Genomic DNA, 18,713 nt, shown 5'->3' with positions numbered 1-18,713 from the left:
TGGTTCCCCTTTTATGATATAAACTCACTTTTCTACATAGGTAAATGTTTGACTTCTTAATTCTTAAATACTATATAATTTCGAGTTTGTGATCTTTTCACATTAAATATGGGTCATTTATTTAATAGATTAATAAATCACAATAGAAAAACAAGTGTTGTATTATACATTAGATGTTTTTGAGTCACAATACTTAAATCTTCTTTCAATATATTGCCCCTATAATACAATTACTTCAACAAAAAAAGCGTTAATCCTTCTTCGATTAACGCTGCCAGTTAGTTCAACAAGATCTAATATTATTGTGAAGAATTAAATTATATTGAACCTATACAATAATTAAGAGTTTCTCTCAATTTATAATCGTTTATCTACTTTGCAAAATCCATTGAAGTTCGTCCTGATTTATTCCTTCTTTCAGGATTAAATCCACTTTTTACTAACATTTCTACAAAGTTCATAATTCCTACATAGAATTAAATACAGAATACCAAAAAAGGGTATTACGGAAGTATCTTGTCAATACTCCATGAGTTAGGCGAGTGCAATAATACGGATACAATACTAAAGATAAAAGCTGAGCGAGCAAACCATTTCCCTACTTGCTTGAATCTTCTAATCTCTTCTAAACTTTTTATTGATAAAACAAAACTAATAGTAGCAATTGCTACACCAATTGTAGCGAATACTATACCTCTTGTTGGTACAAAAAAAGACAAAATCGCTAATATTAAAGCTAATATTGACTTAGTGTTTGTTTCTTTCATTAAATTCTAGCCTCTTTTATTTTAATGGATATTAGCTTTTTTTACGAATAAGGTTATTCCGTTGTTACTTTGTATTGAATATATTAAACAATAATTCGTAAAAGTATTCAAATTCCTTATTAAACTAAACTGCTCGTTAGCTTAAGTACAATCCTTCACAGCCTGATCCAAATTAATTAAGAAGAGCGTATTTTTTTTGCTCTAGAAATTCCCAAGCTACTGCATATTGTATTCGTACTGTGACACACCTAATCAAGATTATTATGGTATAATTATCCAAAAAGTTGGAGGTAATTTTATTTATGATTGATATTCTTATTGCTCAATCTATAGGAATTTTATTACTTCTCTTGGGAGTTATTTCATTCGCACTATTTATTAGAAGAATGCTTATTAATACTAAGGCGAATAATAGTGATCCTAGTGATATTAATAAAAAGTTAGATAAAATTATCGAATTGCTCGAAAAGCAAGATAAACAAATTTAAGTTATATCGATACTCTGTAATTTTGAGCGTCTTTTTATCTCATCTATTGCACATAATGTATGAAAAGTTTATTTCTTCGAAAGATGTTTCTTTAAAAGGAGGAATTAGCATTGAAGTTTACTGAACTTAATCATCAAATACTTGCACAAATTCTTATAGCATCCCCTTTTTCCGCTAAGGATAGAAAACAATCAACAATAAAAGAAAGTTTATTAGAAATGAAATCTTCACCTGAAAATTCACTTGAGATGGAGTTTCTAAAAGATATCTTTTCATTAAACACAAATGAGATCATCGACAAATGGTATGATGCGAATGACACTATTGTTGGTTTCTTTTTCAGAGATGAATAATTATTGCTTTTGTTTTTAATTAAATTTAGTTGTTTACTACACATCATCTGTCAATTATACATTGACCAAATTATTAAGACACGATGATGATAAAAACACAATTCCTTATATAAGAATCGCCCTAGTTAGTTTAAGTGCATTTTTTCTCAACTTCAACCTTACTTATTCCTTTAGTTAACTAGGAACATCTTACTAATACACAATTTCCTCGAACTGTTCATAATTAATTTTTACAGACAAATGAATATTTCCGACAAATAGTCGCACACTAATCATTGGAAATACTTCCTTTTTAAGGAGGAAATAAATATGATAAGGAGTGCTACTATGGGAATTTTAAGTGGAAACCCACAAGTTGAACCCATGCACTATGGTGAAGTATTTGGTGTCTGGAGTTATCTATTAGCTGCAAAAGGTCATCTTGTTGGATATCAAATTTTAATAAATCACACTGGTGACAGAGATTTAAAAAGACTTCTGGAAGATTCTATGCAGGGATTAAAACAAGAAATTATTCAAACCGAAGAATTATTAATTTCTAATGGTGTTGTTCCACCTCCTTCACCTCCTGACCGACCAGCAGCAGATCTTGAAAGCATCCCAGCGGGGGCAAGAATTATGGATCCAGAAATTAGTGCAGCTGTTTCCATGGATATAGCAGCTGGTTTAGTTGCTTGTAGTCAATTAATGGGCCAGAGCATTCGCGAGGATATCGGAATGATGTTCGGACAATTTCATGCCGCAAAGGCTCTATTAGGTGGAAAATTTTTAAAATTAAATAAGGAAAAAGGATGGTTAATTCCTCCTCCTTTACACCTTAAAAGTTCTGAAGAAAAATAATATAATTCTTAATTGAAGCGTCTAAGTGACGCTTTTTTTTCACTTTTTGTGTCAATAGTGAAGCTAATAAACAACTTCTTCAACTATCCTCCTTCGTTAACTTAATAACTTCAACAAAAAAAGCGTTAATCCTTCTTCGATTAACGCACCCGTTCGTTAAAGCGCAATGTTTCACAATGTATTTTAGTAAGAAAAAGCAACCTTCATATTGAAGAATCGCTTACCTTTTAAAAAGTACCTTCTTCTTTTAGCATTCCAACAAATTCATCTTTTGTTAATCCGAACAAAATAAAATCTAAATATTGTCCGTTTATATATACAACTTGTCGACGAACACCTTCTTGAACACAGCCAAGTTTTTTCATCATCTTAGCAGATCCTTCATTTCCTTCAAGAACATAGTCATTGAATTTATTAAGTCTTCGTTCAAGGAAAGCATACTTTAAAAGAATTCTCATTGCACTTGTACCGTATCCATTCCCACGATACTCTTTATCAATAACTATTCCAATACTAAATGTTCCATTTCTCTCGTCGATACTATTTAAATTAATACCACCTATATTCTTACCTTCTAAATTCTCTATAGTAAACATTATTCTTCCATTTGTTGAAGCAAAATCTGCATTTTCCTCTACGAACTTTTTAGAACCTGAGATTGTAGGAGGCAGCTCAATAGCACATTCCAATAAACGACGAGCAGGAGTATCAAACTTACTTATATAATCTCCTTCCCAATCTTCAGATTGAATAGCACGCAACCTAACTTTATCATCTTGCCAAAAATAATTGCTATAATCTATCTTTCGTATCACATCTTCCATATCCATTTAGCTCCTTAATTTTATTTACCTATTTCCTACCTAATTTATAGTTCGCCATCTGTAATAAAATTCCTTTAATAAAATTCCTTATTACACTATCCTGCTTTTAGTTTAAAAACTTCAACAAAAAGGGCACTTCTCCTTCTATAAGAATCGTCCCCCTTGAAAACATTTACACTATGAATTTTGTAAACCAAGCTATGTATCTTGCTCCCCAGATGAACAACAATTGAGCAAGTATTGTGCCAAACAACCTTGAAATTACCATCATTAATGACATATTCTTTAGCTTGTTGTAACTTCCTCGTTGATTAACAACATCGTCTGCTATTACAGATATTTTTGGATCAATAAAAATAACTAAAAGTATTGTTGCTATACCGTTTATTAATCCTGATGCCATAATTGCTGCAGAATGCCTTTCGGGAGCTAATAAAGCTGCGTATAGTGCAGACAAAACACCGATTGTATAGATTGAAGTAATTATCATATTTACACAAAATAGTCTAATGGGTATATCTTTAACTCTTGTATCCTGCAAATATGTAAACTTAGGTAGACTAAAATGTGTTATGGCACGCTTTATGTACTGTAAAGAAAATATCCTTTTAATAAGGAAAGGTACAGATCCTTTTTCCTCTGATAAGTGAATGATTGCTCTTGAAAATAAAGCTATAAACGTAGGAAGTAGAATTATCCCAAAAACTGTTCCAACCGTTGATGCACCTATGAGAATTCGAAATTGAGTTTCAACAAACTCCAAAGCGTTATTTTTTGGAGCAGTATCAATTAGACTACCAGTGAAGGGTTGTTGCATCATATTCGCTAATCTTGAAACCATGACCATTATGTTAAAGAGAGATAAAGCTGAAGCTATCATTTTAACTCTTGCACCTGACAATCTTACAGCGTAAGCTAGCGTTTCTATCGAATGGATGATAAAAACAAACAAAGCTATAAATATCAATTTTCCAGTTAAGAACTCCATTATGTTACCTTCTTTTTCAAATGAATTTAATGCCCTAATTTTACCATATAAATCATTTTTCTTTTGAACTAACCTGCCTTAAGGATAATAACAACAATAAAAGCGTTAATCCTTCTCGATTAACGCCTTTTTAGTTGAACAAGAATTTACTCTATATAGTCAATTAACTGTGCTGGAACTGGTTCAAAAATATAAAGTTCAGGGTTATTAAAAGGCTTGTTTTTCAAAAACTCATCTAGAGTATTCATACTAGCCCAATAATGTTTCATTAAATCTTCCTTTGAAGGTAATCCTTCGACAAAACGCCATTTGCTACCATCATATATATCTTCAATATAAGCAAATAAATCACTTGATATATCTTGGTTAAAAACTAAAATTTTATCACTAAACACAGGAAATCGATAGTAAGGTTTTTCATATCCTTCCAAATCTGCTTTGAAAGCAACTTCAAAATCAATCCATTTTGGTAAATTTGCTGGTCTGAAACGATCTGTTAATTCTGGAAATAATTTAGCGCTATTTGAATACCATTTGGTTGCCGTCATATGATTTAATCCTTCCTTTAAAACCGTTTGGGAACTTATATTTACGTCGATATCAATTTGAATGAACATATGATATAAAAACAAACGAGTGCCTCCTTCCTTAAATAAAGATCTGCTAACAAAATTCTTCAATTAAACTGCTTTATTAGTTTAAGAACTTCAACAAAAAAAACGTTAATCCTTCTTCGATTAACGCATCATAAGAAAAGGGAAGCTTATTCAACAATTGCGCCCGTTTAAAGCAAAACAATAGATCTTACAAAAACAAAAAGACATACTGTTGATTGTTTCAAATAGTAATTGAGAATATATCAAAGCATTGTTCATCTTATGAAAGAGAATAGATAGTAATTAGGCATAGAGATACTTTCTTCAACTAACGATGCACATCGTTTCATTTTGTTTTTCAATGTTTAAACTTCAAATTGTTTAAGATGATGGTCAAGGTGTTTGTAAATTCCTTTACCCCATTGCTCAGAAGTGAGTTTTCCAAAAAAAGGATGCGGATGAGTTGTGCACTTCTCTGGTCCATTATTTTGGAATGTGATAATTTTTTGCTTAAGCTTCTCTTTTTCTGTGTCAAAATCTCTATCATCTGCAATCAAAATAGTTGGAATAGTAGACATATTATGGGGCAATGTCTTGTCATTGTAAATTATTTGTTTTGCAAACCTCCCTACTATTATTCCTAACCAACTCCTTGGTGGAAAAGAATTTCCCATTGCAATGTCTTGGAAAGATGAACAATGCGCTAGCATTTGGGCAACATCCATTTTTCCCCATTGTTGTTGAGAATTTGGACTCAATTTGTCAATACGCTTTAAAACTTCTGCTGTATACATATGATCAAAAATATTTTTCATTAGTGCATATCCCCTTTAAATATAATGAGTCTACCTTCTTAATTTATTTTTGCCCGATTGTTGAACACAAGTTAAACAACACTCTTCAACTATACTGCCCTTCGCACAAGAAGAAAAGAGCGCTGCTGCAACAACCCTTCTTTAACTCTTGCAACCATTAACAGATATAGGATGCTCTAAATATCACTAGTAAAAATATGCAAATTTACTACTTTATTATTAAATGCATCTTCAATCCTTTTTACATTCCAAAGGAAGTTGTAAAAGCAAAACACTTCTTTCAAAAAAAAACAATCTGTAAATCTCATTATTTGGCTCCCATTGAAAAGAAAAAGCCACCCTTAATGACGGGCAGATCAAAGTAGTCTCTTCTGCAAATCACTATGAATAGCTTTCTTGATTATGACATAACATTGCTTTTAGGCAGTAACCGCATAAAGGTACTTCGTATACGCTAAACTTCGGATTTCCAAACAAACCTTTTAGAATAGAACCTGCACATTCCTCAGGAGAATTTTAAATATGTGTTGACAGCATAATTGTATGGTATATCTTTTGCCATAGTTTTGCTTTGCCAATCTGATAGATCCTCGGTTCTATCTCCACGTTCAATATTTCTTTGGCGGCAAATTACCAAAGGGCAAAACACTTCAACAATATGAAAGGGATATCCAGCAAAAATGTCTTTTTGCAAAGTTTGTTGCTTTTATAAAATAAAATATTAGTAAATGAAATTTATTGCTATTTGTAGAATAATTATCAATTATCCTAATCCAACTAAATGGCAGTAAAGTTGAATAATTAAAGGATTTTTTTATCTTAGATAGAAATATAAATTAATTAATTGTGTAGTTATGCTGGAAGAAAAAAAATACTTTTATCAAGAAAGAAGTTAAAAGAATTGGGAAGACAACCTTAATTAGAGAACTCTCTACAGCAAGCCGCAATTGAATTTTTACCAACCCGGATTATCTAGTAAAGGGATTAAATTGGAGGGATTAGAAAATGGATGTAAAAACACTTTTGTTACAGCAATGGGCAAGCTGCTTAGATGAAGAAGACTGGTTTCCACCACTTGAAAAAGTGCTAGAGGACATCACTTTTGAACAGGCAATTTGGAAACCAGCTGATGGGCCAATGAATTCCATTTGGGAATTAGTTTGTCATTTACTTTTCAATGAAAAGAGATTTCTGATGCGATTTCTTGGTGAAACAGCTAATGAACCAAAGGCAGAAAATAATGAATCTACATTTCGATTACCAACTGAGACGTTAGAAAATTGGAAGAAAACAAAACAAGAATACTTTTATGTTCATCGTGAACTTGGAAAAATACTAGCAAAATCAGAACATGAAGATTTGTATAGACAGATTCCAGGAGAAGATCATTCATTAGTGCTTGAACTGAAGAGTTTAGCAATGCACGACGCATATCATATTGGGCAAATTGTATTCCTTAATAAAATGCAAGGAGCTTGGGCAGGGAAACGTGGCTTTTAAAAAAGCTTCATTAGCTTTACAGTTATTCCATTATAGGGGGCTTTATTTTACTGTTGTGAAATTCCTTTTTTGATATAGAACTAAAGCATGCTTTAGTTGAATAAGACCCCTTCTTAAGTCTTATCATTGATATGGCTTTTTTGTTTCAATTCAACTATATTTATACTTCTCTTTTGCAAAGAAGCTCGAATGTTTAAAGTTCATTATTTGGAATATTGTTACCTGTCCATAAATGCATATCTGGTTCAAGAAACATATTGTAAAACTGCTTGTTATCTATATCTGGATTTATATTTTTTAAGGAAATTCTTTTTCCTATTAGTGTTGGAGATTCTTTATAATACAACATAAGTAACCCCTCTTTTCCAGGTTTTACATCTTTATATTATCAAATTTTTTTATAGAATGAGCCACTCAAAAAATATTTAACAAATTCTTTTTGTTCAACAAACCTGCTCCATTAGTACAATAAGTTCAGCAAAAAGAATTCATCTTTTTTGACCATGCACTCGATTGTATAAAGATTAACAGGTGAAATTTCATATGGGTCTCCCGGTCTTCGCTTATTAAGTTAATTACTCCGAGTCTCCCCCTAGATCAAAAAAATCCAGAACATCTATAATTTGAATTTTTCCACTATCGGAATAGTCAATTATAGACTATTATATAAAAGTACGATACATACTATTTTTGGTTGGGAGGAATACATTATGAAAATGGAACATGTAGGAATTATGGTCAATGATATGGACGAGTCTTTAGCGTTTTATCAAAACATCCTTGGTTTAAAATTAAGAAATAGAGAGTGGTTAAATGACACTGTTGAGCTGGCCTTTTTATATTTTCCAGAGCAGCCAAGTGTAGAGATTGAACTTGTTTTTGGCGTTCAGGTTGAAAACGAAGGAATCGTAAACCACTTGGCCTTTACTGTTGAAGACATTGAAGCCGAACTCGTACGCTTTAAGGAAGCAGGTGTCAAATTAATAGATGAAGAACCTCGAACCATTTTAAATGATAATGTTAAAATTGCCTTTTTTCATGGTCCGAATGGTGAGAAGCTAGAATTGGTAGAAAGATAAGCGAATATTGCAATAGGCGAGTGAAAAGAGGAATATTTTCACTCACTTAGAAGATTGATGAATGAATAGGAGTTGGATAGCTTTACTGAAGATGGACAAAACTATTTTCTAAATCACAGCCTTTATCCATTTTACCCTTTTGCTTTGTCATCATTTTTTCTTCCACATACGGAAACGGGGCCCCTCTGGATTTGGCCCCGTTTTGCCGTTACATTCATTTGGCAAATCAATAGTAAATTAAAACAAGTGTAGACAAGACAAAGATAAAATTCAGAAAAACAAAGATGGATTGGTCGATTCTTGTATTGTTCTTTCCGTAAAACTTAAAATTTCATTATCCAAGTTTTGTCCTACTAATGTCATTTACTTAATTCAAAGCAATTCAACCGAGATGTCTTTATTCAATTAACCTCTAATTATTTTAATAACTTCAACAAAAAAGCGTAAAACCTTCTTCGATTAAACCAGCTAATAGGAGTCAAGAACTTCTTTCCCCCTATCAATTCCTAATTCATAAAGTCGTTATTAATATTTATTCTTGGAAATGATATTTTACCTTCTTCAACTCCCTGCTTCGTTACTTCAATAAGGAAAAAGCGATCATTCATTATTAAAGAATCGCCCCCGGTAAGCACTTCCACCGATCGACTATGAACGAAATTTCAAGCGATACAATAAGGAATGGGTATTCCAATATATGGTATAATGTTAGACGTATATCACTTAAAATGAAGGTACTTTTTATGTAATTCCACCATAGTTAATGTATTTTCTTGGCTAATCTTTGCGTTTCTATGCATTTGGATTAGAATTGCTAAAGTGAATAATAGTGACAAATTATATTTGTAGGGTGATAAATCGATGATAGGAATAAGTATAGCAACGAAGTGGGAATATGAAGCGGCGTTGGAATACTTTGGCATAAAAGATAACGAACGTTTCGTTTATCCTTATGGAGAGTATTTCATAAGAACAATTAATGATACTGAACTTGTTTTTTATAGTACCGGTGTGAGAAAAGTAAATGGTGTTGGTGGTAATCAGTATATGATTCCTAAATTTAATTTAACTAAAGTAATCGTTGCCGGAACATGTGCAGGAATAGATGATAAGTTCAGTAATTTAGATATTTTTGTACCCGATAAAGCCGTTCAATATGATTGCACAGTAAAAGAAATTGAGCCTCTTATTAAACAATCCTTCATAGTCGATATTGACCTTTCCAAATATGGAAATGATTTTTATACCGGAACAATTGGCACTGCTGATAAAGCAGTAGTTATGTGGAAGGACTATTTAGAACTTAAAGAAAACGAAATAACAATAGCCGATACAGAAGCGGGTGCAATTGCTTATATCTGTAAGAAGAATGATGTTGAGTGCATTATTATAAAAGGAATATCTGATTTTCCAACAGATGAAAGAAACTCTGATAAATTCAAATCCAACATTGAACAAATTAATGTTTATTTAGAAAACACCCCCAAAGTCATGAACAAAATATTTGGCGAATATTTAAAAAGATTTATTTAAATACATTTATAGTTAATAGAAAGATTATAATTGTTGATGAAACTTCTCTTTTATTGAACTATCGTTCTCAGTTAGTTCCAAATCCATTATTTTTTAAGCTTACGGTAAATATAAAATATTATTTTTTCCATTTCTAATTTCTCACTATTGTTGAACTAACCTACCTCGTTAGTAGAAGATGAAAAAGATGGGATCTCTGTGGAATCCCTTCTTAAAGTAAAGCTCTCGTTGGCGAGCGTAAGTTACTGTCGTTGGCGTTTATTTTCTTCGCTTAAACGGATGATTTCGTCAACGACGTGCTCGATCGGTGCGGTGGCGTCGATTATAATTCCGTTTTTCGGAATGTCTTCTTTCGTTTGGTGCAATCGCACAATGAGTTCCCGTTCCGTTTTCTTTCCGCCCCACTCATTTTCCGGTCGCTCGTCAAGCCGCCGGTTCAATGTGTCAAGGTCAACCTCTAGGACAAACACGCCGTCAAATAGATCTATGAATTTCGAAAAGTTCCTAGAACCACCGCAGAAAAATGTTACCGCCTCATTTTGTTTGGCGACCAAAGCTTTTACTTTATCTACATGCCAAATGTGGTGCTCGTGCGTGGCGCCATCCGTCCGTGTACCAGTTTCCGGATCGCCTTGATAAGCCAATTCACGGTCACCATGAATTGCATGGTAGCCGCGCCGCTGCAATTCATTGCAGACAGTAGTTTTGCCCGTGCCGGAAACGCCTTCAATCAGATAATTTCTAATGCCCATGGTTAGACCCTCCATTCTACTAGATAAACACAATATATTGTATATGTCTATCTGTCGCTAAACTGACCGTTAGCTTAATAACTTCAACAAAAAAAAGCGCTAATCCTTCTCCAATTAACGCACCAGTTGTTCAAGAAGAACTTGCTAATAGACTTAAAGCTTTTTCAATTACATTATTATAATCCAACCCTGTTATAGCCCATATTCCTTTACTACTTCTAACATAAAGGGTTTTGCTCTGGTTATATTTAACCAAAATACAAGATTGCTCATTTAATAAGATTTTCTCCATTGTAAGTGTTCCTTCATCCGCCACTGCATGTGCTAATTCTGGGACATCTGGTATTAGTAACCACCCTAAATAAAAAGAACCATTGCTATTTTCTACCCATTTCCAACCATATGAGTTTTCATAAACGATCCGATTATTACTTGTTGTTTCGCAAGGAATACCGCTAAGTGGAGGGCTATGTGCAGGGTGTCTTTCTAACTTTATAACATTTACTTTTAGATTTTCATTTTCTAGTGTACTGACAATCTCATAACTCATAAATCCACGAAGATTTTGAAAAGAAAATAATTCTACTAACGATGGAACATCCCATTTATGTCTTTCTTCATCTGTTGTATTTTGGTCTAATTGAGGGATTCGATAAACATCACCAAAAGGGATTACTTGATTACCATATTTAAGGGGTTTACCTTGACGTAATAACCACCTATCCATTGCAACAGCCGCTAACCATTTTGGTTGAAAACCTAATTTAACAGCTTTTACACTTAATTTGTATGCTTGCCACCAATCTTCCAATGCTTCACCATGTTGATAGATAATAGCTGCATGAATAAAATCAATTGCAACTGTAGCACCACCATTATCAAGAATAAATTTAACTTCATTTCGCCTTTCTCTATCACGTTCTATTCTATCGTGGGGCATTGTTCTAAGGTCATGTTGGTCCTCTTCGAATAATTGTTTTAGTTTCTTATTCAAATCATGGGTCTCCCTAAAATTCAGTAATTACCAATATTAATCTAAAGATCAACAATGTCTGCTCTTCTTCAACTACTGCCACTTTTGTAGGAAAAAATACGTATTATGTCTCGTTTGTTCTGATTAAAATTGAATTCACATTTGTCATTATTAATCTTTGGTACTAAAAGATTGAATTTTTTTTTAAAGTCTTGTCTGCAAAAAATGCTCACTACAATTATTTTTTGTTGTAAAAGGATTTGATATAATTGATTTTTTTCTGGCGTAGTTTCAGGGTGGTTTCTTCTGTATAACACTGTGAATAGATTTCTCCATTATATAACATTGGTGGTCATTTTCTAAAAGGTGGAAAAGGCAAATATCATACGTTTTTAGTGAAATAGAGGTTTAAATCATCATCTGCGCAAACTTGGCTTCCCGGCTCAACTGGTTGCTGGTTATACATTAACCCTTTGCCATCTGGTATGTATCCTCTTTTTGCGTAAAGGCGTTGAGCACTTCCATAGCTTTTGTATAATCCAACTCCAATTCCAACCACACCATATTTCTCTAATGCAATTTTTTCTATTGCATCCATTAGCTCATTTCCTATGCCGTATCTTCTTAAAGGAGGAATAACATTAAAATCATTAACTTCTGGTATGTTATTTTCCGCGAAGTGAGGATAAAAAGACTTTGTGAGCAAATGCAAACTTCCAGCAAAATTTCCTTTGTAAAACGCTAATAGGGTTATTCTTTTACCTGTTTTGTTTTCTTCCCAACATTTTGAAATGTAATCCAATGATTTCCCGATATTATGTTCTGTAAATACTCGATAAATGATGTCTATATCTTCACTCGTCATCTGACGAACTTCGATTTGAGTGTTCATCTTTATTCCCCCCAAAACAGTATATATGCATATTAGCATACATTTTTGAAAAAAAGAGGGAATTTTGGAGACTACTGGATATTTAGAGTGGATTTTTAGCATCAATTGGATCAATTGTAATTTTTTCATTTATAGCTATTTTATTATATAAAATATATTTATAAATCAAGTAGACATAACATTTCCCGGCAGTTACCTAAAAACCGAACTCCTGAATTTCGCCATTTACGGCTGAATTCAGGGCTTTTTTTCTTGGGAAATAATTAAAAATAAGCATGTTTTTTGAAGAATGGATTGTCTTGATTGCTCCACCCCCGTTACTTTAAGTACATTATTCCACAATCTGAATTTAATCATAAAACAGCTAATTACTCATATTCCATCCATACATTCGGGTCATAATAAACACCTCTACTTTGCTCAATAGAAATTTCTATGGGTTGCAAAGCTCCTTTAATTACATAACTCCCACTCTCGGGAAATTTCATATTTGTCCACTCTTCCCATTCTGAAATGGTGCCATTAACTGTGAAAGCCTTTGGTATAGGTTTTATTATTTTCGCTCCCAACCTCCAATGCGTTCTAATCCAAGGGTCAAATGGTTCACCGTCCGCTCGTTTCCAATGAATGTAGTTCTCAAATGGTTGTAGGGGATAGTCCATTTTAAAACTTGGGCGAACGGGGACAATCAGCCTCTTTAACCCTTTTTCTTTTGCCAATTTTTTAAATTCTAATAAAAGCTTTTGACTTAATCCGAACTTCTGATAATCGGTATGTATCGCGATATTAACTGCAGACAATGTATTTACTAAATCGTACTCATTATTCTCAACACCTTGAATTAATGTATCTGTCCAACTGGCTGGTAAATCATCTTCACGTCCAGACCAAATAAGAGGAATTGAGTTTCCTACGCCAACAAGTTTATCCCCATCTAATAGACATAACTGATAATCTGGAAATTTCCTCCTCATATTAGCCCAGTATTTCATAGTATCTTTATCTGGTGTCATAAATTTAGCCCATGCATCTTTCATAATTTCAACAGTTTTTAATTCTGGAAAATCTTTTAAAGTATATACTTGAATATCTATGATAATCACCTCAAATATATTAATCGGTGTTTATGTTGAACTATCCCTCCTCTTAAAAATTTTACAAAAACAAGCGCTAATCCTTCTTCGATTAAAGCCCCCGTTTGTTGAACAAGCTATTGCTATATACTTTTAAGAATAATGCGTTTATTTTTAACGAAGTAATCCCATCCCGAAAATAGCGTAATAAACATTGCAATCCATAAAGATAATATATCAAAAGGAATACCAATATAGATAAAAGGATAATTATGCAAGAGTAAGGCTGAGATAGAGATTATTTGAATTCGAGTTTTCCATTTTGCAATGTTACTTGCAGCAATTACTATTCCTTCTTGAACTGCAATCAGTCTAAGTGCTGTAACAGCAAACTCCCTACTTATAATAATAACAGCAATCCAACCTGGTACTATTTGTTGCTCCACTAGAGCTATCAATGCTGCGGCTACTAATAACTTGTCCGCTAATGGGTCCAGAAACTTTCCTAAATCCGTAATTAAATTATATCTTCGAGCGTAGTATCCATCTAATCCATCAGTTATTGACGCAATAATAAAAAGTATTGCTGCAATAAAATGTGCTATGGGGATATCTATTCCTTTTATTTGTACCTCTCCTAAAGGAATTGGAGCTAACTGAAAAATCAAGAATATAGGAATAAAGAATAGCCTAGTTACCGTTATCTTATTTGCTAAATTCATCTTGTTTCCCCTTGGGATTATTATTTACACATTAAACATCTTTCAAATAATATAATTCATCCTATTTGCCTGCCTTATATTGAGTTATAAAACAATATTTTCTTACTATATAATGCATTCGCTATTGAAATTATTTATCCCTAAGAGCCATTGTTTAACAGTAATTGTCAGATCGCACATTTTCTACTGATGATATAGTAATCTGTCGGGCAAAAGAATAGGTAAATAATCTTTCAAGAAAAACCGTAGTCGATGCTGATCACAAGTTAGTTAAATATATTATGATCTAGCTAGACCTAGTGACAGGTGAATAAATCATCTCATATGGCAGCTAGACCGGCCACGAAGGATAGGTATCCCGAAGCATTAGGACTATCTTCATCAATAGATATCCAATGCCATTCTATAAGTAAAATACAAAAAAAGTGATTTTTGTCAAAAAAGATGATTTACTATACTAACTAAATACGAGAAAGAGCAGAAGATTACTGTTATTAACAACCAGAATAGTGCAATTACAAACTCTAGTTAAAAGTTGGATTCAAACTAACATAATTTCGAGGTAATGTAATTTTTTTCAATAGAATGTATTATTTTATCTATAATTTTCCGGGAGCTTAATCATTTTTTTCATCATGATAAAGTAATTTTTTTCTCCCTAATCAGGGTCTTTCATGTAAAATTGATTCCTGGTAACTTTTTACTACATCTCCAAAATTATTGTAAATTTTAGAATGATCTACTTCATTAAGCCACTCAACACCATTAAAAAATTGCGATGTACCTGTGAAATAGTCATTATCACCTATGTATATTAATAAATCGTCCTGATTTAATTCTTTTACTAAATCATAAGCAGATTCATCAATATCATACGGCCAACACATAATTATGATTTTACGATCCAATTGTTTATTAGCAGGATCATTACGCAATCTTATTGCTCTCACTGCATCAATTTCTTTTACTGGATATATAGGTTTAATTTCTTGAATACCAAGTTCCCGTCGTATTTACCTACTCTCTTTATAATTCTTCATTAGATGGTAATTATCGGTTGCTATTATATCGACACCAAAATAATTTAGTAATCTAGCTAAGTAACCATAGCCTGCCATTACCTCAAGACATTTTCTTGTCCCAATCCATTTTGCTAAATGATGAACCCAATCTACAGTAACATTGGCAAACATTCCATCCTTCCTTGTGAATTACCCACTCTTTATTTGGTTAATAAAGATTTCTTCATTGTCTTTATAAAAAAATGAATTGCAACACCAATTAAATGATTTTTCACATTTACATTCAAAATTACATTCATGATTACTTAATTTTTCTCTCTCCATTATAAAGACCTTTCAAATAAGATTATAAAAAATGATTAAATTCCGTAAATTTTTAAAACACTAAATGCTGAATTCCTTTAGCGAAATAATTGGTTTATTTCTAAAACAATTGTTGTTTCACTTATATATTCGAGATTCAATGTTAAGTTCCTTCAACTATACTGCCATTTAGTTTAAGTACATTTGTTCACAAACTTCCTTATATCAAATCAATTATTTCTATAAATTCGGTTTATACTGACTACTTAATTAAGTACATCCTTTTACAACAAAACATCCCTTTAGATAAAAAGTCTAAAGGGGTAAAGCTTCGCAACTTTATTTCAGACCAACAATATTGTTGTACATTAGAAAAAATCTAAAGGGTAAACATAGTTGACATGTACTCAAAGTAAAATGCCTTTACTGAAAGGTATGTAAGTACAGTAGTTAAGATATAATCAAGCCGGATGATGCTTCCAGAACATAAGGAACAGATAATATCTCATTATTATGAGAAGAAAAAAGCGATAAAGCCAATTTTAGACGAGGCACGATTAGAAGAATTTGATGAAGTAATACATACCGCATTAGAGTTTCATTCCCTTGTTTGTGTTACGTATTGGGTAAATGGTTTTAATAGAAAATAGAAGGATTTATTCATTATGCAGATCTGATAAATAAGCAGGTACGAATTAAAGATTTTGAAGAAAACATACACAGAATTGCTCTCGAATCAATAATAAATATACATATAAAGTAAAGTTTAGTGGTGTTTGGATTGCTGAAAATAATAACGACAAAATAAAAAGAAGTATTACATGCAATAATGGATTATATCAGGGGAAAGTCAGAAAAATGCGGATTTACAACACTAAAGAAGTTCTCGCCTATAAAAAAGCCGATTTGTCATCTTCAAGGAATCGGCTTTTTCAACATAGCTTAGTTACACTAAAGCCCCCCCGTTTTGTTTAGGTAGATTTATTCACAAACTTAACCCTTTATTTGATTTTTTACCAAAAAGGAGAAACTGTAATGCTCTACTTTAAAACTGTCTCAGCCGGGGTAAATGCTTCCCATTGATTATATTTCGTTGTTATTGATGAAATAAACCAATACTCTCTAAATGGTTCTAGATTCTTTTCCACAGTTATAATCTTCTGCCCACTACCAAAATCTGCATATGATGTCTCTAAATCGTATTTAACTGTATACCGCATTTGGGATTCGTTAAGCTCTTCAACTTTGGTCAAACGAAAGTTACTTACCAAAGGGCTTGACTGACCTGTCACCCAGTGAGTTTGCTCAAATTTTTCCCTTGATTCTTTTTGAAGTGAAGGTGACAACATCGCATATTGAACAGCACCGCTTCGATTATTCACTCCTAATATCCACAATTCAACCGTTTGTTTCGGTTCGCCTACGTGCAAACCAGTCATAAAAGACATTAACTGGCTTTCTAAAGGATTGAGTTGTTTTTTGGCTGCTATTGCGTGATTGTTATTAAAAAGCATTAGTAAAAATAAAAGTATTATAAAGCGCAATAAATTCACCTCTAAAGTTTATTTTCTTAGAGGGTATTATTCTACCTGTAATTAGTATTGATTCTTATCAAACGATTTGCATTGACAATACTCTCAGCTATCCTTCACCACAAACCTGCTCCATTACTTCTATAAAGAAAGCATTACCATCTTTGTGGTAATGCCCAATGCGAAACAATTATAGGTTTCATTAATAATTATCAATGACTCCACCTAGTGAAGAAGCTTTAATAATAGGCTCTTTCATGATTTCTGCTATTTCATCTTTTGTGCCATAAATGACTATCCCTAATATTTCTACATCGTCTATTTTTTTATTTTTCATTGTGTTGTAGGCATTCTTGTGTTCGCGGAATGCACTCGCTTGTAATAATTTTAGAAAATCATTATATTCATATTCCAAATTAGAAGTTGAAGTAAAAGGATTCCTTGTGGAAAAACCTAAGGCTTCACTCTCCCTAATAAACGTTGCTGACCAATCGTATTCTTTCGCCTCTTGTTGAAATGTCTTCATTTGGCTATTGCTATAAGTGTTTACCCAAAACCAAGTCATTTCAGGAAGCTCAATAAAAGGGAGTTCACCCTGCTTGTACGGCTTGTCAAAAGATAGTGCGACTTCATATATTTTATTCCCTTGCATACGATTAATCAGGTCTTCATCATTTTTATATTTTTTATAAGCAACATTTGGGTGGAAAAACAGCATTTCCCTCCAACCATTTTCCTTATACGCAAATTGCCAATCCTCGCCTGTAACTCCGATGCTGCCTCCCGAACCTCTTGAGATCAAAACAGATGGTTTCAAACCGAATTGATATTGTTTCTGTTCGATAACGATCGATTTAATTTTCATGTCTTTTGAAATTTTATAATGGCTCATTCCACCTAAAATACCACTTGAATCTATGGTTTTACTAATATAGCCATTCGGGGTGCTTAGTCGGACATAGGCATCCCATTGCTTAAATGCTTTTTGGCTAAAATAAACAGAAACCGCAAAATTGGCAATACTCAGACCCACGAATACGATGATAGAAACTAAAACAATCGTTATTATCGTCCTTCTTTTGCCTTTATTTATCGCCTTTTTTATCTTCTTCTCATCAAAAACATCATCTGAAAATTCATTCATGTAAACTCCTCCATTTTTTTTGAAATTCTTTTCTTGCCCGAAATAAATAGGTCCTAACTGTTTCTTCTTTCATTCCCAGTAATAGCGCAATCTCTTTATAACTAAGTTCAAGCTCATATTTTAAAACTAGAAGCTGCTTATAGATCTCTTTCATGCATTCTAAAGTAAGGGTAATTTCCTGGTTCGTTTCGGTATTTAAGACGCTGGACTCCGTATCCCAGTCTTCTGAAAGATTATTCCAGAAGCGAAAATCATTAATCGAAATTACTTGTTCTTTTCCTTTTTTCTTTAACATTTTTTTAAATTCATTCATAGCAATGGTGAAAATATATGAAAGGGCTTTATCTGAAGGAACACCGCTACTATAAGCAATATATTTCATATAACTTTCTTGAACAATATCTTCCGCATCTTCATGATTGCAGCCATTCTTTTTTAAATAAAAATAAATCATTTTTGCTTGTTTATTGTATATTTTCAACAGAAACTGCGAGTCCATAGCTCCTCCTATCAAATG

Annotated in this window: 23 protein-coding genes; 7 read left to right on the top strand and 16 right to left on the bottom strand. The window is 32.7% G+C overall.

The window, feature by feature from the left end; translation table 11 throughout:
* Positions 1-503: 503 nt before the first annotated feature.
* On the bottom strand, positions 504-767 hold the full coding sequence (locus KHA93_RS05685) for a hypothetical protein (RefSeq protein WP_213109847.1): 264 nt from the start codon (positions 765-767) through the stop codon (positions 504-506).
* Positions 768-1,069: 302 nt separating this feature from the next.
* Here KHA93_RS05685 and KHA93_RS05680 point away from each other — a divergent pair, with 302 nt between their 5' ends.
* From KHA93_RS05680 to KHA93_RS05670, 3 genes are all read left to right on the top strand, one after another.
* On the top strand, positions 1,070-1,255 hold the full coding sequence (locus KHA93_RS05680; RefSeq protein WP_213109846.1) for a DUF4083 family protein: 186 nt from the start codon (positions 1,070-1,072) through the stop codon (positions 1,253-1,255).
* A gap of 110 nt (positions 1,256-1,365) precedes the next feature.
* Positions 1,366-1,608 (top strand): hypothetical protein, encoded by a 243-nt coding sequence (locus tag KHA93_RS05675; RefSeq protein WP_213109845.1) that lies wholly within the window; start codon positions 1,366-1,368, stop codon positions 1,606-1,608.
* Positions 1,609-1,935: 327 nt separating this feature from the next.
* Positions 1,936-2,448 (top strand): DUF3231 family protein, encoded by a 513-nt coding sequence (locus KHA93_RS05670; protein WP_213112786.1) that lies wholly within the window; start codon positions 1,936-1,938, stop codon positions 2,446-2,448.
* A 227-nt stretch (positions 2,449-2,675) separates the two neighbouring features.
* Here KHA93_RS05670 and KHA93_RS05665 read toward each other — a convergent pair whose 3' ends face one another.
* The 5 genes from KHA93_RS05665 to KHA93_RS23085 all read right to left on the bottom strand — a co-directional run bounded on the left by KHA93_RS05665 (position 2,676) and on the right by KHA93_RS23085 (position 6,320).
* On the bottom strand, positions 2,676-3,272 hold the full coding sequence (locus tag KHA93_RS05665) for a GNAT family N-acetyltransferase (RefSeq protein ID WP_233711050.1): 597 nt from the start codon (positions 3,270-3,272) through the stop codon (positions 2,676-2,678).
* Between the two features lie 172 nt (positions 3,273-3,444).
* A complete protein-coding gene (locus KHA93_RS05660; RefSeq protein ID WP_213109844.1) occupies positions 3,445-4,260 on the bottom strand; it encodes a lipid II flippase Amj family protein in 816 nt (271 codons plus the stop codon).
* A gap of 146 nt (positions 4,261-4,406) precedes the next feature.
* A complete protein-coding gene (locus KHA93_RS05655) occupies positions 4,407-4,892 on the bottom strand; it encodes a hypothetical protein (protein WP_213109843.1) in 486 nt (161 codons plus the stop codon).
* 329 nt (positions 4,893-5,221) lie between these two features.
* Positions 5,222-5,671, bottom strand: a complete 450-nt coding sequence (locus KHA93_RS05650; protein ID WP_213109842.1) for a DUF1569 domain-containing protein — start codon at positions 5,669-5,671, stop codon at positions 5,222-5,224.
* 505 nt (positions 5,672-6,176) lie between these two features.
* Positions 6,177-6,320: a phosphotransferase-like protein gene (locus tag KHA93_RS23085; RefSeq protein WP_349772343.1), complete on the bottom strand. Its 144-nt coding sequence runs from the start codon at positions 6,318-6,320 to the stop codon at positions 6,177-6,179.
* Positions 6,321-6,676: 356 nt separating this feature from the next.
* On the opposite strand from KHA93_RS23085, the gene KHA93_RS05640 reads away from it, so the two are divergent.
* From KHA93_RS05640 to KHA93_RS05630, 3 genes are all read left to right on the top strand, one after another.
* Complete coding sequence (locus KHA93_RS05640; RefSeq protein WP_213109841.1) at positions 6,677-7,171, top strand: DinB family protein; 495 nt, start codon at positions 6,677-6,679, stop codon at positions 7,169-7,171.
* A 710-nt stretch (positions 7,172-7,881) separates the two neighbouring features.
* The gene (locus KHA93_RS05635; protein WP_213109840.1) at positions 7,882-8,250 is read left to right on the top strand and encodes a VOC family protein; all 369 of its coding nucleotides are present in this window, start codon (positions 7,882-7,884) and stop codon (positions 8,248-8,250) included.
* 861 nt (positions 8,251-9,111) lie between these two features.
* Positions 9,112-9,783, top strand: a complete 672-nt coding sequence (locus tag KHA93_RS05630; RefSeq protein ID WP_213109839.1) for a 5'-methylthioadenosine/S-adenosylhomocysteine nucleosidase family protein — start codon at positions 9,112-9,114, stop codon at positions 9,781-9,783.
* Between the two features lie 242 nt (positions 9,784-10,025).
* On the opposite strand, the gene KHA93_RS05625 is transcribed toward KHA93_RS05630, so the two are convergent.
* From KHA93_RS05625 to KHA93_RS05595, 7 genes are all read right to left on the bottom strand, one after another.
* Positions 10,026-10,535, bottom strand: a complete 510-nt coding sequence (locus tag KHA93_RS05625; RefSeq protein ID WP_213109838.1) for an AAA family ATPase — start codon at positions 10,533-10,535, stop codon at positions 10,026-10,028.
* Between the two features lie 130 nt (positions 10,536-10,665).
* Positions 10,666-11,529, bottom strand: coding sequence for a hypothetical protein (locus tag KHA93_RS05620; RefSeq protein WP_213109837.1), 864 nt, complete (start codon positions 11,527-11,529; stop codon positions 10,666-10,668).
* Between the two features lie 361 nt (positions 11,530-11,890).
* Positions 11,891-12,400 (bottom strand): GNAT family N-acetyltransferase, encoded by a 510-nt coding sequence (locus tag KHA93_RS05615; protein ID WP_213109836.1) that lies wholly within the window; start codon positions 12,398-12,400, stop codon positions 11,891-11,893.
* Between the two features lie 368 nt (positions 12,401-12,768).
* Complete coding sequence (locus KHA93_RS05610) at positions 12,769-13,503, bottom strand: GNAT family protein (protein ID WP_213109835.1); 735 nt, start codon at positions 13,501-13,503, stop codon at positions 12,769-12,771.
* Positions 13,504-13,616: 113 nt separating this feature from the next.
* A complete protein-coding gene (pgsA, locus tag KHA93_RS05605) occupies positions 13,617-14,195 on the bottom strand; it encodes a CDP-diacylglycerol--glycerol-3-phosphate 3-phosphatidyltransferase (RefSeq protein WP_213109834.1) in 579 nt (192 codons plus the stop codon).
* A gap of 662 nt (positions 14,196-14,857) precedes the next feature.
* Positions 14,858-15,145 carry a hypothetical protein gene (locus tag KHA93_RS05600; protein WP_213109833.1) on the bottom strand — a complete coding sequence of 96 codons (288 nt, stop codon included), beginning with the start codon at positions 15,143-15,145 and terminating at the stop codon, positions 14,858-14,860.
* 63 nt (positions 15,146-15,208) lie between these two features.
* Positions 15,209-15,388 carry a hypothetical protein gene (locus KHA93_RS05595; RefSeq protein ID WP_213109832.1) on the bottom strand — a complete coding sequence of 60 codons (180 nt, stop codon included), beginning with the start codon at positions 15,386-15,388 and terminating at the stop codon, positions 15,209-15,211.
* A gap of 602 nt (positions 15,389-15,990) precedes the next feature.
* On the opposite strand from KHA93_RS05595, the gene KHA93_RS05590 reads away from it, so the two are divergent.
* Positions 15,991-16,170, top strand: coding sequence for a YolD-like family protein (locus tag KHA93_RS05590; protein WP_213109831.1), 180 nt, complete (start codon positions 15,991-15,993; stop codon positions 16,168-16,170).
* Between the two features lie 390 nt (positions 16,171-16,560).
* Here the strand turns inward: KHA93_RS05590 and KHA93_RS05585 are convergent, their stop codons facing one another.
* From KHA93_RS05585 to KHA93_RS05575, 3 genes are all read right to left on the bottom strand, one after another.
* Positions 16,561-17,064 (bottom strand): hypothetical protein, encoded by a 504-nt coding sequence (locus tag KHA93_RS05585; RefSeq protein WP_233711049.1) that lies wholly within the window; start codon positions 17,062-17,064, stop codon positions 16,561-16,563.
* Between the two features lie 190 nt (positions 17,065-17,254).
* On the bottom strand, positions 17,255-18,196 hold the full coding sequence (locus tag KHA93_RS05580; protein ID WP_213109830.1) for an anti sigma factor C-terminal domain-containing protein: 942 nt from the start codon (positions 18,194-18,196) through the stop codon (positions 17,255-17,257).
* Positions 18,189-18,695, bottom strand: coding sequence for an RNA polymerase sigma factor (locus KHA93_RS05575; RefSeq protein WP_213109829.1), 507 nt, complete (start codon positions 18,693-18,695; stop codon positions 18,189-18,191). Before KHA93_RS05575 ends, KHA93_RS05580 begins: the two co-directional genes overlap by 8 nt.
* Positions 18,696-18,713 lie beyond the last annotated feature (18 nt).

Source organism: Lederbergia citrisecunda (genome assembly GCF_018343695.1).
Taxonomy (GTDB): domain Bacteria; phylum Bacillota; class Bacilli; order Bacillales; family Bacillaceae_C; genus Lederbergia; species Lederbergia citrisecunda.
This window is presented reverse-complemented; position numbering and strand designations above follow the sequence as displayed.

Bases quoted from the DNA above. Each gene is read 5' to 3' on its own strand.
- KHA93_RS05685 (WP_213109847.1), bottom strand. From the start codon at position 767: ATGAAAGAAACAAACACTAAGTCAATATTAGCTTTAATATTAGCGATT.
- KHA93_RS05680 (WP_213109846.1), top strand. From the start codon at position 1,070: ATGATTGATATTCTTATTGCTCAATCTATAGGAATTTTATTACTTCTC.
- KHA93_RS05670 (WP_213112786.1), top strand. From the start codon at position 1,936: ATGGGAATTTTAAGTGGAAACCCACAAGTTGAACCCATGCACTATGGT.
- KHA93_RS05665 (WP_233711050.1), bottom strand. From the start codon at position 3,272: ATGGAAGATGTGATACGAAAGATAGATTATAGCAATTATTTTTGGCAA.
- KHA93_RS05660 (WP_213109844.1), bottom strand. From the start codon at position 4,260: ATGGAGTTCTTAACTGGAAAATTGATATTTATAGCTTTGTTTGTTTTT.
- KHA93_RS05650 (WP_213109842.1), bottom strand. From the start codon at position 5,671: ATGAAAAATATTTTTGATCATATGTATACAGCAGAAGTTTTAAAGCGT.
- KHA93_RS05640 (WP_213109841.1), top strand. From the start codon at position 6,677: ATGGATGTAAAAACACTTTTGTTACAGCAATGGGCAAGCTGCTTAGAT.
- KHA93_RS05635 (WP_213109840.1), top strand. From the start codon at position 7,882: ATGAAAATGGAACATGTAGGAATTATGGTCAATGATATGGACGAGTCT.
- KHA93_RS05630 (WP_213109839.1), top strand. From the start codon at position 9,112: ATGATAGGAATAAGTATAGCAACGAAGTGGGAATATGAAGCGGCGTTG.
- KHA93_RS05625 (WP_213109838.1), bottom strand. From the start codon at position 10,535: ATGGGCATTAGAAATTATCTGATTGAAGGCGTTTCCGGCACGGGCAAA.
- KHA93_RS05615 (WP_213109836.1), bottom strand. From the start codon at position 12,400: ATGAACACTCAAATCGAAGTTCGTCAGATGACGAGTGAAGATATAGAC.
- pgsA (WP_213109834.1), bottom strand. From the start codon at position 14,195: ATGAATTTAGCAAATAAGATAACGGTAACTAGGCTATTCTTTATTCCT.
- KHA93_RS05595 (WP_213109832.1), bottom strand. From the start codon at position 15,388: ATGTTTGCCAATGTTACTGTAGATTGGGTTCATCATTTAGCAAAATGG.
- KHA93_RS05590 (WP_213109831.1), top strand. From the start codon at position 15,991: ATGATGCTTCCAGAACATAAGGAACAGATAATATCTCATTATTATGAG.
- KHA93_RS05580 (WP_213109830.1), bottom strand. From the start codon at position 18,196: ATGAATGAATTTTCAGATGATGTTTTTGATGAGAAGAAGATAAAAAAG.
- KHA93_RS05575 (WP_213109829.1), bottom strand. From the start codon at position 18,695: ATGGACTCGCAGTTTCTGTTGAAAATATACAATAAACAAGCAAAAATG.